This is a genomic window from Shewanella sp. 10B, from assembly GCF_023475885.1.
Classification (GTDB): domain Bacteria; phylum Pseudomonadota; class Gammaproteobacteria; order Enterobacterales; family Shewanellaceae; genus Shewanella; species Shewanella mangrovisoli.
Window position 1 is genome coordinate 902,464 of the sequence record NZ_JAMDJO010000001.1, and the last position, 14,793, is coordinate 917,256.

Consider the following 14,793-nt stretch of genomic DNA (forward strand, 5'->3'; position numbering starts at 1 on the left):
GCTGGAATTACAGAGGATGTACCACTAAAATTTTCCTCGAAATACAGAGGATTTAGTAATAAACTTCGCGCGACGATCTGGATCACACTAATTTTCTGAGATCGTTAAGCCGAAGCATCCAAATAATGAAAAAAAGCGCTGCCATAGACGCTTAAGGAAACAGCAACATGGCCTTGAAAGATGCAATGCCTTCAGTACTACTTGAAAATGTAGTCAGTTTAATTCACGCTAAAGTCCCTAATTCACAAGCCAAGCAAGTTGAACAGTTCGCGACCTGCCTTTATGCCCACATGTCGAAAGACGACCTCAATGCGCGTAACGACAGCGACCTGTATGGTGCGGTTCTCAGTTTATGGAATGCACTAAACAAAACCCCGAAAGGGGAGACTCACCTCAGAGTATTCAATCCAAGTCAGTCAAAGCACGGCTGGCAATCAACTCATTCGATCATTGAAGTTATCCAACCTGACATGCCATTCCTGGTAGATTCAGTTGGTATGGCATTGAATCGTATGGGTATTACGGCTCATATGATGTTACACACTCCGCTGGCGATTGAGCGTTCAGCCCAGGATGTAACTAAAGTCACTTACCTGAATCAAAGCCCTGACAGCACTGAACACGTTGCCGTTTTCCTGATTGAAATCGACCGTCAAAGCAGCAGTGTGGATATCAAAGCCCTTGAGCGCGAAATCCAATCTGTGCTGGGTGATGTGGCTGCATCAGTCAACGACTGGAGCGCGATGTCAGCTAAGCTGAGTGAGACCATTAAAGAGTTACCTAAGCGTCCATTCCCCGGTGAGAAGCAAGAGTTAGAAGAAGCAATTAACTTCTTAACTTATCTTAATAATCATCACTTTACCTTACTGGGTTACCGTCAATACGATTTAAAACGCGTTGAAGGCGACGTCGAGTTAGTGCCAAATATGGCCTCTAGCTTAGGCTTAATGAATAAGCACCATAAGACTCAGCCAGAGCAAGGTTTGTTATTATCAAGCTTCTCTGACAGCGCCCGTAAAGAAGCCTTAGACCACAGTTTACTGATCCTGACCAAGAGCAGCGCCAAGAGCCGTGTTCACCGTCCTGCCTATGTGGACTATATCGGTATCAAACGCTTCGACAAGAAAGGCAATGTGGTCGGTGAAGACAGATTCATCGGTTTGTACGCCTCAAATGTGTATAACCGCAGCCCACGTGAGATCCCACTGCTGAACGAAAAAGTCCAGCGCGTATTAGACCGTTCAGGTTTAACGCCACGTTCTCACGACTATAAAGCCCTGCTGAACATTCTCGAAAACCTGCCGCGCGATGAGCTAATCCAAGCCAATGTGGATGATTTAGCACATACGGCGCACGGTGTGCTCGAGATGCAAGACAGGGACAAACTGAAACTCTTTGTTCGCAAAGATGGTTTCGGTCGTTTCTTATCCTGTTTAGTGTACGTTTCAAAAGATCGTTACAACACTAAACTTCGCCAAGATACCCAGCGTATTCTGGCTCAGCATTTCAACAGCAAAGAAGATGTAGAGTTTACGACGTATTTCTCCGAGTCAACCCTGGCCCGTACTCACTACATAGTCAAAGTTGATAACAATAATATGGATGTAGATGTGGCTGCCATTGAAAACAATTTAATTGAAGCGGCACGCTCGTGGGAAGATAAGTTAAACACCGCGCTAAACACTGCCTTAGGTGAAGAAGCCGGTACTCATCTGATGAAGCGTTACGCTAACGCCTTCGAACAAAGCTATAAAGAAGACGTATTACCAAGCTCAGCCGTTGTGGATATGCAACAGCTTGAAGCGCTGGATGACGAACACAAGTTAGGCATGTTGTTCTATCAACCGCAGGAAGCGGCGTTGAACGACAATAAAGTGCGTTTAAAACTGTTCCATAAAGATGAGCCAATCCATCTTTCTGACGTACTGCCGATGTTGGAGAACTTTGGTCTGCGCGTCATTAACGAGCGCCCATACGAAGTGACGACCTCAGACGGTTCTACCTTCTGGATCTTAGACTTCTTAATGACGGTTAAAGTCACTAATACCGACAATATCGCCGACAGCCAAGACAGATTCCAAACTGCACTCTCTCAAGTGTGGCAAAAGAAATTAGAAGATGACGGTTTTAACCGCATCATTCTAGCGTCAGGTTTAACTGGCCGTGAAGTGTCAGTACTGCGTGCTTACGCTAAGTACATGCGTCAAATCGATGCGACATTCAGCCAAGCTTACATCGAAGAAACCTTCGGCCGTTACCCACAAATCGCTGATTTGTTGGTGAAAATGTTTATCCGTAAGTTCAATCCAAAACTGAAGACCCGTACTCTGGGCAAGTTTATGGAGCAGATCAACCTACGTTTAGACGAAGTATCGAGCCTAGATGATGACCGTATTATCCGTCGTTACCTCGATCTGATTAATGCAACGCTGCGTACCAACTTCTACCAACTGGATGCCAAAGGCGAATCTAAGAGTTATATCTCGTTTAAATTCATGCCTTCGTTAATTCCAGAAATGCCGCGCCCGCTGCCGAAATTCGAAATTTTCGTTTATTCGCCACGGGTTGAAGGTGTGCATTTACGCTACGGTAAAGTGGCTCGTGGTGGTCTGCGTTGGTCAGACCGTCGTGAAGACTTCCGTACCGAAGTGCTTGGCTTAGTAAAAGCACAACAAGTGAAGAACACCGTAATCGTACCTGTGGGCGCGAAAGGTGGTTTCGTTTGTAAACAACTACCTACCGAAGGTGGCCGCGAAGCCTTCTTCACCGAAGGTCAAGAATGTTACCGCATCTTTATCCGTGCACTGCTCGATATCACAGATAACATCGTTAACGGTGAAATCGTTCACCCGGTAGATGTAGTCCGTCACGATGAAGATGATCCATATTTAGTGGTCGCGGCAGATAAAGGGACTGCCACCTTCTCTGACATCGCTAACGCCATTTCTCAAGAATATAACTTCTGGTTAGGCGATGCGTTCGCATCGGGTGGTAGTAACGGTTACGACCATAAGAAAATGGGTATCACGGCCAGAGGTGGTTGGGAATCGGTTAAACGTCACTTCCGCGAAGTGGGTATCGATTGTCAAACCACAGACTTTACCTGTTTAGGTATTGGTGACATGGCGGGTGACGTATTCGGTAACGGTATGTTGTTGTCTAAGCACACAAAACTTGTGGCTGCATTCAACCACATGCATATCTTTATCGACCCGAATCCAGATACAGCTGTCAGCTATGAAGAACGTGCCCGTTTATTCGCGCTGCCACGTTCAACTTGGGAAGACTACAACAGCAAGCTGATTTCTAAGGGCGGCGGTATCTTCCTGCGTTCATCTAAGTCCATTCCATTGTCTGCTGAAATGAAGCAAATGCTGGAAACGGAAAAGACGTCGATGACTCCGACTGAGCTGATGAAAGAACTGTTGAAAATGCCAGTGGATCTGATTTGGAACGGTGGTATCGGTACTTATGTTAAGTCATCACGCGAAACCCATGCAGAAGTGGGCGACCGCGCTAACGATGCACTGCGTGTCAATGGTCGCGAACTGCGCGCCAAGATCGTGGGCGAGGGTGGTAACTTAGGTTGTACTCAGTTAGGTCGTATCGAATACGCGGCAAACGGCGGTCGTATCAACACTGACTTCGTGGATAACGTAGGTGGTGTGGACTGCTCTGACAACGAAGTTAACATCAAAATTCTATTAAACGCGTTAGTGGCTGAGGGTGAACTGACACTCAAGCAACGTAACCGTTTACTGGAAGAGATGACTGAAGAAGTCGGCCAAATCGTACTGCAGGATTGTAAAGATCAAACCCGTACGATTTCGGTCACCCAAGTCCGCGGTGCTGAGCAGTTAAAAGAGCAAATTCGCTTTATCCAGTATCTGGAAAAAGAAGGCAAGTTAGACCGCGCCTTAGAATTCTTACCGTCGGAAGAAGAGCTGGCAGAACGTTTAGCCAATGGTCGCGCCTTAACGCGTCCTGAGCTGTCGGTACTGGTGGCGTACGCTAAGATGGTACTGAAAGAGCAGTTACTGACTCAAGAAATCACCGAAGACACGCTGCTGAGCCAACTGTTGATTGCTTACTTCCCGAAACAACTTCAGGAACTGTACAGCCACAGAATGGTGACGCACCCACTGCGCGGTGAAATCATTGCCACGTCACTGGCCAACGAATTGGTCAACGACATGGGTCTGAACTTTGTTCAACGTATGCAAGATGAGACTGGTGCCTCAGTTGCCGACGCGGCAATTTGTTACACTATGGCTCGCGAAGTGTTTGGTTTAGCTGAATTAACTAAAGCGATCACTGACTTAAACGGTATTGTTCCTGCTGTGGTTCAGGGCGAAATGCTGCATCAATTACGTCGCAACATGCGCCGTGCATGCCGCTGGTTCCTGCGTCACCGCAACCGTACTTGGAGCATCGAGCAAACTGTAGCCTTCTTCAAACCCGTATTTGAACAAATCAAAGCAAATGTTCATTCCTACTTGGTAGAAGAAGAAGCGGCGGGTATCCAAGCTGAGATCAACGCTCTTATCAAAGAGAATGTGCCTCAGAATGTGGCGACCGTCGTGGCTAACATGAGCACACTGTTCTCGGCTCTGGATATTGCGCAAATTGCCCAAGCCGAAGAGAAAACAGTTGAGCTCGTTGCCGAGACATATTTCAAACTCGGTGCCCGCGTTGAGCTGCATTGGTTCCTAGAGCAGATCAGTGCACAGCCTGTGGCAAACCATTGGCAAGCACTGGCTCGTGCAGCCTTTAGGGAAGAGTTGGATTGGCAACAACGTGCGTTGACGTCAGTGGTCTTAAGAACATGCAGTGCAACCTGTGACGCTCAAAGCGTTATTTCTCAGTGGATTGATACCAATCAAGCCCTACTGGAAAGATGGTTCCATATGCTCGCTGACTTCAAAACGTCGCAAAGCCATGAGTTTGCTAAGTTCTCTGTCGCCCTGCGTGAACTGAACCTTCTGATCCTTCATTGCGAAGGCCATAAGTAAACTTTTATAACAATCAGAAGCCCTGGCGATCGCCGGGGCTTTTTTTAGGTCGAGGAAAATACATGTTTTATAAAATCGCACAGAAAGTCATGTTTCAGATGGATCCTGAGCGAGCGCATAATTTAGCCATTGGCAGCCTGAAAATGACAGGTAATAGTCCATTGAATGCGTTTTATGCCCAGAATATTGCGCCAGCGCCCGTCAGCTTTATGGGACTGACTTTTCCAAACCCTGTCGGTCTTGCCGCAGGTATGGATAAAGATGGCGAATCGATAGATGCCTTTCATGCGATGGGATTTGGTCATGTGGAAGTGGGTACAGTGACCCCAAGACCACAACCCGGTAATGATTTACCCCGTTTATTTAGATTAAAACCCGCAAAGGCGATCATCAATCGGATGGGCTTTAATAACAAAGGTGTCGATAATCTGGTCAAAAATTTGATCGCAAAGAAAACCGATATCATGGTTGGGGTCAATATTGGTAAAAATAAAGACACCCCAGTAGAGCAGGGTAAAGACGATTATTTGATCTGCATGGACAAAGTGTATCCCTATGCAGCCTATATTGCGGTGAATATTTCATCACCGAATACACCCGGATTACGATCGCTACAATATGGCGATCTATTAGACGAATTATTAAGCGCATTAAAAACTAAGCAACTTGAGTTGGCCGAGAAACATAAAAAATATGTGCCAATTGCCCTTAAAATTGCGCCTGATTTAACCACGGAAGAAATCGAAAATATTGCTCAATCCTTGATTAAAAACAAGTTTGATGGCGCGATTGCGACTAACACAACGTTAACCCGTGACGGTGTTAGCGGCCTTGCGAATGCCAATGAAAGTGGTGGGTTAAGTGGTAAACCATTGACTGAGCTTTCAACTAAAGTGATCAAACAATTAGCTACCTGTTTAAATGGTCAGATCCCGATCATTGGTGTGGGTGGAATTAACAGTGCAGAAGATGCGTTAGCTAAATTTGATGCGGGCGCGACTATGGTACAGATTTACTCAGGTTTTATTTACCAAGGTCCAAAGTTAATTAAAGAAATTGTTGAAGCTTATCGCTTAAAATAATGATCTTTAGATCTCAATAGGGATCTAAATTACGATCATTTATCTTAACTGCGATCTAAAACGATCAATAGATCGCAGTTAAGATCCTTAAATAGATCTACTAAGTAATTGTTAACTAATCTGTATTTTTATATTTTTATTTTGATATTGAATAAAATATCTACTATGATGTGCCAGTGTTCAAATAGTAGGTAAACGTTATGTTATTATTGCCACAAAAGGATTGGCACTGGAAATATAACGATTCGTATGGTGTATTAGGCGTTTCGTTAGGTTCCGAGATAGAATTTCTGACGGCTTATAAAGCAAAATCATTAATTCCTGATGCCTTATCAAGCATGGAATTTAATATTGCGCACGCCAAATTCTATATGAGCTTGCTCGACAAGTTGCCGAAAACCTTATCCCTTACCGATGCCGCCATAGTGCAAATCGCCCTAAATGCGACAGCCGCGCATTTTATGCTGACACCGCAAATGCCAAAATCATGGTTTTTTGATTGCAGCGATGTGTGTGTATTTAGCGATGTGGGCAAAGTCTTTGAGCTTAAATGCCAAAAACAACGGGCACTAGTCTTAGTCATCGAAAACACCCTACAATCCGCGTTGGTGATGTTATTATCGCCAGAATGTGCGTTATCCGGTGCGAAAACTATGACGCAATTTGAAACCATTAAGGTAATGCACAATCGCTTACACCCACTAAGGGTACAGCGCCATGTTGTCGCGGCATAATGACGGTCTAGCCAAGTCTTGGCCGTCATTATTTATTTCGAGCTATTGCCAACATAGCATGGTATTTTTCATTATTTCCGCACGGTTTTCCGCTTATCTGACACTATTCATTTACCCTATAAATAGACATGATTTACTGAAAGGTCAATTTAGAATATCGACAGCGTTATACTTCCTCGTTAATCCAAATCGTAGGCTTTAGTAATACTTGTCGTCCCGACATTTTGAACTCAAGATATGTGGGTAAACATAGATAAGAGCGCTCTCGGATTACTTTCCATTTATCTTAGAAATGTGTTAATAAACTATTGGGTTGAGGATAGACAATAAGTTTAGGAACAGGTGATTCATTCGATTGGTAAACCTTAAGATAAGTCGACCAGTTGAATATATCTTCAAATTTCTTTGTCGATACTTTAGTGAATAATGGGCTTTGTTTGCCTATATCGCTAAGGAAACAAAGCCCTGTCAATTTCAGTTACTATTTAATGCACTATTTTAATGTGCTATTGCTCGGTGAAGGAGCGGCCATAGTAGCTGTCGAGCAGTAGCTGTTTTAGCTCACTGATTAAAGGATAACGAGGGTTCGCGCCCGTACATTGGTCATCGAAGGCATCTTCGGCGAGCTCGTCTAGTTTGGCGAGGAAGTCGGCTTCGTTAACTCCCGCTTCTTGGATAGATGCTGGAATGCCCAGCGTCTTCTTGAGTTGCTCGATTTTTTCCAGCAATTTCTCGACTTTTTCCGCATCTGAACCTCCACCTAAGGCTAAATGATCGGCAATCGCCGCGTAGCGACAGAGGGCTTTGGGTCTATCGTATTGGCTGAATGCGGCTTGCTTAGTGGGTAAGTCGGTCGCATTAAAGCGGATCACGTTACTAATGAGTAGCGCATTGGCGAGTCCATGGGCTAAGTGGAACTCGGCGCCCAGTTTATGGGCCATAGAGTGACAGATCCCAAGGAAGGCGTTGGCAAAGGCGATACCAGCAATCGTGGCGCCATTGTGCACTTTTTCACGTGCAATAGGGGATGCGGCGCCAAGCTGATAAGCATCGGGCAGATATTTGCACAGTAGGTCAAGTGCTTGCAGGGCTTGACCATCGCTGTACTCATTCGCCATTACGCTGACATAGGCTTCGAGTGCGTGGGTGATCGCATCGATTCCGCCGAAAGCGGTTAAGGATTTCGGCATATCCATCACCAGATTTGGGTCAACAATCGCCATGTTTGGGGTGAGTTGATAGTCGGCGATGGGGTATTTTTTACCCGTTTGTTCATCGGTCACCACGGCAAAAGGGGTGACCTCTGAGCCTGTGCCGGAAGTGGTCGGGATCGCCACCATAGTGGCTTTGACACCCATTTTAGGGAATTTATAGATACGTTTACGGATATCCATAAAACGCAGGGCTAAATCGGCAAAGTCGACATCGGGATGCTCGAACATGACCCAAATAATCTTGGCCGCATCCATGGGCGAACCACCGCCTAAGGCAATAATCACATCGGGTTTAAAGCTATTGGCGACTTTGGCACCTTGGCGCACTGTGGCCAGTGTGGGATCGGCTTCTACCTCGTAAAAGACTTCGGTTTCAAGACCTTGGGCTTTTAAAATCTTTAAGGTTTCGTCGCAATAACCTTGGTTAAACAGGAATCTGTCGGTCACCACGAGGGCGCGTTTTTTATCGCTCAATTCTTCAAGGGCGATGGGTAAACTGCCGCGGCGGAAGTAGATAGACGAAGGAAGCTTGTGCCACAGCATGTTTTCAGCCCTCTTAGCGACGGTTTTTTTATTGATTAAATGGCTTGGCCCGACGTTTTCAGAAATCGAGTTTCCGCCCCAAGAGCCACAACCTAAGGTGAGTGAGGGAGCGAGTTTAAAGTTGTACAGATCGCCAATTCCGCCTTGCGAGGCTGGGGTATTGATTAAAATACGCGCGGTTTTCATTCTAAAACCAAAGGTTTTCACCCGCTCGGTTTGAGTGTCTTGGTCAGTATATAAGCCGGATGTGTGGCCAATACCGCCTAAGGCAACCAAGGCTTCGGCTTTATCGACGGCGTCATTGAAATCGGCTGCGCGGTACATGCCAAGTAATGGTGAGAGTTTTTCGTGAGCAAAGGCTTCGGCCTCAGTGATGTCGGTGACTTCACCAATCAATACCTTGGTGGTGTGGGGAACATCAATGCCCGCCATTTGCGCAATAGTTGCGGCGCTTTGGCCTACGATATCTGCATTTAAGCCGCCATTTTTAAGGATGACTTGTTGCATTGCAGCAGTTTGCGCCGCATTTAAGAGATAACCACCGTGGGTGGCAAAGCGCTCTTTAACTTGTTCATAGATACTATCGACGACAATCACCGCTTGCTCTGAGGCACAGACCACACCGTTATCGAAGGTTTTAGACATCAGAATCGAGCTGACAGCGCGTTTTATATCGGCGGTTTCATCAATCACAATCGGCGTGTTACCCGCACCTACGCCAATGGCGGGTTTGCCGGAGGAGTAGGCGGCTTTCACCATACCAGGGCCACCAGTTGCGAGGATAAGGTTCACTTTAGGGTGGGTCATCAATTGATTGGAAAGTGCCACACTGGGCTCATCAATCCAACCGATAATGTCCTTGGGCGCACCGGCGGCAATGGCGGCATCTAGCACCAGTTTGGCCGCTGTGGTGGTCGAGACTTTCGCCCTTGGGTGAGGGGAGAAAATAATCGCATTGCGGGTTTTAAGGCTGATCAACGCTTTGAAGATGGCGGTGGAAGTGGGATTCGTGGTGGGAACAATCCCACAGATAATGCCCACAGGTTCGGCGATTGTGATAGTGCCGAAGGTGGGGTCCTCAGATAAAATCCCGCAGGTCTTTTCATCTTTGTACTTGTTATAAATGTACTCGGAGGCAAAGTGGTTTTTAATCACTTTGTCTTCAATCACCCCCATTCGGGTTTCGGCGGCGGCCATTTTCGCAAGCGATATACGTGCATCGGCGGCGGCCAGTGCGGCTGCACGGAAAATCGCATCGACCTGGGCTTGGCTAAAACTGGCATATTCGGCTTGCGCTTTGGCGACGCGCTCGACCATGAGATCCAGTTCTTGAGCATTGGTTACTGTCATGATTAAAACTCCTAAAAAGATTTAGGGAATGCGCGATTCGCTAAATCTTCTTTATGATGAAAAATTACACCTAAAGCCTAAGTGAAAGTGTGATCGTTCAATCAGTTTGGCGCTTTTATGTAATAAAAATACAGTAACAATGATCTGTTTTAGCCTCTTTGACCTAAAATGAGTCGAGTATCTAAAGCAGCTATTACTCAAACTTGTGATTTAACCTCAAAAATCTCATTTTTCAGTCATCTGTGGTTAAGCTACTATACTTGCCCTTACGGTTAGTTTGATGAAATTGGCGTGACACGCTCAATAAGGACTGCAACTTGGAGTTAACACTTTACGTTAAATTTTTTCTTGGCCTTGTTGCCATTATCAACCCCATTGGTTTGCTGCCAGTGTTTGTGAGCTTAACCAGTCATCAAACCGAAGCCGAGCGCAACCATACGGGTAAAGTGGCTAACTTTGCGGTGGTGGTGATCCTGCTGGTGACCATAGTGGCGGGGCAACATATTTTGAATATGTTCAGCATTTCACTCTCGGCCTTTAGGATCGCTGGCGGCACGCTGATCGCGATTATTGCGATGTCGATGCTGCAGGGTAAATTGGGCGAGGTGAAACGCAACCAAGAGGAAGACCGCGAATCTTCGGCGATGGAGTCTGTCGCTGTAGTACCGTTAGCCTTGCCGTTAATGGCAGGCCCAGGTGCGATCAGCTCGGTTATTGTATTTGCCGCAGAGCATAATTCCTTCTCCAATTTTGTGGCGATGTTCATTACCGTAATCATTTTTGGTTTGGTGAGCTTTGCACTGTTCAGAATGGCGTCAATCATCTACAAAATTCTTGGTAAAACAGGGATTAACGTTATTACCCGTTTGATGGGGCTATTAATGCTGTCGATCGGGATTGAGGTAATTGCCGCTGGGATTAAAGGGCTGTTCCCACAATTATTTAGCTAATTGATCTTATTGGGGGAGGAGCATGTTCCTCCCTTGTTTTAGCTGTGGCATTGGCACAATTATCGACCTAGTTCTTTTGGTTTCCCTTAAGTCTTATTCTCCGACTAGAGTAGGTCTTCTACCACGCTAATGAATGCAAGCATCTGTTTTTTAGGTGTTTAGCAGTTGCTAAATTAGTGCAAAATGGTCGTTATCGTGTTAATCCTATGCTATACCTTATTTGTCTTACCTTTTAACCCCATCTAATAAGGATATCGCTATGAAATGGCAATGGATTGGCAACCTCAGCTTAAAGCAAAAATTACTTATGGTTGTATTGCCACCGTTATTTGCGTGTTTTCTGTATGGTGCGTTGTTTCTCATTGAAAAATATGAATATCGTCAAGAACTCAAGCTGATTGTGCAATTGAGTGAACTCGCCGTCACCAACAGTAATTTGGTGCATGAGTTACAAAAAGAGCGCGGCATGAGCGCTGGCTTTATTGGTTCTGCGGGTAAAGCCTTTGCAGGTAAAATCCCTGGTCAAAGACAGTTGACCGACACTCAGTTGAGGCAATTCCAGGATTTCATTGCAAACAATGCGTTACCTGAAGTATTTGCGCCTAAGTTGCGGGAGATAAACACCCAACTTGGCCGCCTTTCTAGCATACGCTCGCAGGTAGATAGCTTATCCATTAGTGTGGCCGATGAAGTGGCCTATTACACCGACTTAAATAAACAACTATTAGCCATCGTCGATGAAACGGCAAAGGCGGGGGCTAACCAAGAAATTGCCATTAAGGCTGCTGCATTCAGTGCCTATCTGCAGATGAAGGAGAGGGCGGGGATTGAGCGTGCTGTACTGAGTTCAACCTTCGGCCAAGCGGGGTTTAAGCCTAAGGTTTATGCCAAGTTTATTACCTTAGTCTCAGAGCAAAATACGTATCTTGAGCGCTTCTTGGCACTGGCCACGCCCAATCTAGTGGATGGTATTCGTCAGCTGCAAAATGGTAACGAAGTTAAAGAGGTTGAGGCATTAAGACAAATAGCAACCGATCAAGATAATCAGAAAATTCAACAACAAAACCCAGAGGACTGGTTTGCGAAATCCACGGCACGTATCGACCGTTTGCGGGACTTTGAACAACAAGTTTCTGCTGATCTGTTAAAAACCACCACAGACCGACTCTTTACTGCCAACGAGCATATGTTCTTTGTGCTGGTTACCTTAACTGTGGTGCTAGTCTTAGTGTTATTGCTGAGTCTGTCGGTGATCCGTTATCTACACGACAGTGTGCATCATGTGTATTCGACGGTGACCAAGGCAAGAAAACATTATGATCTTAGTGTGCGTTTAACCCAAAACAGCTCGGACGAATTTGGGGAATTAGCCATTGCATTCAACGATATGATGAATGATTTCGAAAGTGTGATCCTGCAAGTGCGTGCCAGTGCCAGCAAGTTACAGCAAGCAGTGGAGCAAATGGATGTGTGCACCCACGCAATGGAGCAAGATGTGATGGCAGGGCACAGTGAGGCTGAGCAAGTGGCTTCGGCAATGACAGAGATGAGCGCAACTGTGGCAGAAATCGCCAGCAACGCCGTTAATGCGTCGGAAGCCTCCACCGCGGCGAATCATGAGGCGAAAGCGGGTAATATCGAAGTGGGCCGCACCAGTGCTGCCATTAAGGCCTTAGCCGATGATATTGATGGTGCCTCTAAAGCCATTAATGAACTCGACCGTGAAATTCACGGTATTGTAGTGGTGCTCGATGTGATCAGCGGCATCGCTGAACAAACGAACCTACTGGCACTCAATGCGGCAATTGAAGCAGCAAGGGCTGGTGAGATGGGACGAGGCTTTGCTGTAGTAGCCGATGAGGTGCGAAGCCTCGCGCAGCGCTCACAAACCTCGACCTCGGATATTAAAAACATGACGGATAGACTCAAATCGGGTGCCAGCATCGCCGTTAAAGCGATGGAGCGCGGGCTGATGCAGGCCAATAACAGCGTGCACGAAGCTGAACAGGCGGGAATTGAGCTTAAACGCATCGTCGAGCAAGTGGATATTATCGACCGCATGAATGAGCAAATTGCCACTGCAACCCATGAGCAGTCTGCCGTATCTGAGGATGTGAATCGCAACGCATTAAAAATCAGTGAAATTTACCTCAATACCCAAAGGATTTCGGATGAATTACGGGAATTGACCAAAGCACTGACCTACGATGCGGCCTTAATGTCTAAGGAAGTGAACAAGTTCAACGTCAATTAACGGCGAAAGTCGGACATAAATCCCACTTTATCAGGCGGTTTGTTTAGCAATTGCGCAACCGCCTGAAATCCTCTCTTTTTTACTTGACCACCCACAGCCTTTTGCGTACAGTACCGCTCCGTTAACGACGAAAGCTTACGAGTAAAGCTTATTAAAGTTGTAACATCGTGGCTGATTAACACGTAAAACGAATCACAACAATCTGGTGAGATGTCCGAGTGGCCGAAGGAGCACGCCTGGAAAGTGTGTATACGGAAACGTATCGAGGGTTCGACTCCCTCTCTCACCGCCAAATTCAAGTTTAAAGACGTCCTAGGGCGTCTTTTTTCTTATCTGTATTTTATAAAAATCAATCACTTACCTCCTATATTGTTTGATGGCATCCTACTGCATCCTAAATTTTTAGTAATGCGAGAAGTAATCTGATTCAATACTTTTGGACATCTCGCTAAGTGAGTTAACTCGCTTATTGAGATGAAGTTTGTCACCTAGAAGGATGAAGCGGCCTTAAATCGCTCCTCATCTTGTTAAATCTGCTGTAGACAGTAGTATTTTCCCCAAATTTTATCTTTTGACTGATATTGGCGACGCAATATGACGTTAAAAATTGCATCATATTGTTCAGGATGTTGCTTTAGTTGCAGCATCATTTGGCATATAGGGTAAACGCTATGATGAGTCAGTATTGGGATGAGCTGTTCAATTACGTTTTTAATGATTTTGTTAAGGGGCGGGATGGTTTGGAGTTAATCTCTCAAAATCCGATAATTTTTCTCCAAGAAAGTGATGATTTTTCGGCTATTTATGACTGGAGATCGCAAGAGTTTGAAAACGAGTACTTTGACAGCCTTCTGTTAATGCGGCTGTTTGTAATCTCGTGGTCAAAACCCTTACAGGGCTTAGCGGCATGGTTGAAAAAAGACATAATCTATTCGGCCTCATGCTTCAAATTTTCCCAGCCGTTACTACAGCGACTGTACACTTTATTTTTAGAAGATAATATCTCGCTAAAGCGTCATATACAGAATGGTACCTTTGCTGGAAATGATGCCAACCCTGCAGCATTGATCACTGCCGCTGAAACAGTGTTGGACCAATACCTCCGTCGATGTGAAAGGCTTAACCGCCGTTTTAGAGGTGACAAGCGTCGTTGGCAGGAGGCAGATTGGTTCTCTTCTGCAGCACTAGAAAATGATCTGACACAAGGCAAAGCTGGGTTCAGAACTAAAAGAGACCGAAAATTTGATTGTTACTTTGCAGAATTATTTATGGCGGCGACAGTGCTAAATGAGTACTACCCCAAAAGTCCTCTTCTCCGAGCTTTGGCAACAGTGCCATTATATTTTCCGGCATCATATGACTACTTTGAGCCCTATTTTCAACGTTATGTGCAAGAGTTATACCTGCGTAATGCTAACCCTTGGTTCCTATTCGAACTGATGCGTCATATTATGCCCGAGGCGTTTTTATTTCTCTGTAGTAGAACTCACTTCAGTGTGTCTGAGGGAGAAGCTTTAGTGCGTTATTTTGACGAGTTGTATCCGAGTGATGGCTTGATAGGTTGTTCACATACTAAAGCTGAATACTTGTAATGTTTTGGGAAATTGGCTTTGATAACGCCAATATAAGAAAATTTGGACACAGAGAACGATAG

7 protein-coding genes and 1 tRNA gene are annotated in these 14,793 nt (G+C 45.6%); 7 read left to right on the top strand and 1 reads right to left on the bottom strand.

Going from position 1 to position 14,793, the window contains the following annotated elements; genetic code table 11:
- Window positions 1-167: 167 nt before the first annotated feature.
- From M0415_RS03840 to M0415_RS03850, 3 genes are all read left to right on the top strand, one after another.
- Window positions 168-5,012 carry an NAD-glutamate dehydrogenase gene (locus M0415_RS03840; RefSeq protein ID WP_249555524.1) on the top strand — a complete coding sequence of 1,615 codons (4,845 nt, stop codon included), beginning with the start codon at window positions 168-170 and terminating at the stop codon, window positions 5,010-5,012.
- Between the two features lie 62 nt (window positions 5,013-5,074).
- Window positions 5,075-6,094 (top strand): quinone-dependent dihydroorotate dehydrogenase, encoded by a 1,020-nt coding sequence (gene pyrD / locus M0415_RS03845; RefSeq protein ID WP_011622457.1) that lies wholly within the window; start codon window positions 5,075-5,077, stop codon window positions 6,092-6,094.
- A 200-nt stretch (window positions 6,095-6,294) separates the two neighbouring features.
- A complete protein-coding gene (locus tag M0415_RS03850; protein WP_249555522.1) occupies window positions 6,295-6,828 on the top strand; it encodes a cell division protein ZapC in 534 nt (177 codons plus the stop codon).
- Between the two features lie 506 nt (window positions 6,829-7,334).
- Here the strand turns inward: M0415_RS03850 and adhE are convergent.
- Entirely contained in the window at window positions 7,335-9,935 is a 2,601-nt protein-coding gene (gene adhE, locus M0415_RS03855; protein ID WP_249555520.1) for a bifunctional acetaldehyde-CoA/alcohol dehydrogenase, read from the bottom strand.
- A 317-nt stretch (window positions 9,936-10,252) separates the two neighbouring features.
- Between adhE and M0415_RS03860 the strand changes: the two genes are divergently transcribed.
- The 4 genes from M0415_RS03860 to M0415_RS03875 all read left to right on the top strand — a co-directional run bounded on the left by M0415_RS03860 (window position 10,253) and on the right by M0415_RS03875 (window position 14,731).
- Window positions 10,253-10,885, top strand: a complete 633-nt coding sequence (locus M0415_RS03860) for a YchE family NAAT transporter (protein ID WP_011622460.1) — start codon at window positions 10,253-10,255, stop codon at window positions 10,883-10,885.
- A gap of 259 nt (window positions 10,886-11,144) precedes the next feature.
- A complete protein-coding gene (locus M0415_RS03865; protein ID WP_249555518.1) occupies window positions 11,145-13,139 on the top strand; it encodes a methyl-accepting chemotaxis protein in 1,995 nt (664 codons plus the stop codon).
- A 204-nt stretch (window positions 13,140-13,343) separates the two neighbouring features.
- Window positions 13,344-13,431 (top strand) — tRNA-Ser (locus M0415_RS03870).
- Between the two features lie 379 nt (window positions 13,432-13,810).
- Window positions 13,811-14,731: a hypothetical protein gene (locus tag M0415_RS03875; protein ID WP_249555516.1), complete on the top strand. Its 921-nt coding sequence runs from the start codon at window positions 13,811-13,813 to the stop codon at window positions 14,729-14,731.
- The last annotated feature ends 62 nt before the right edge of the window (window positions 14,732-14,793 follow it).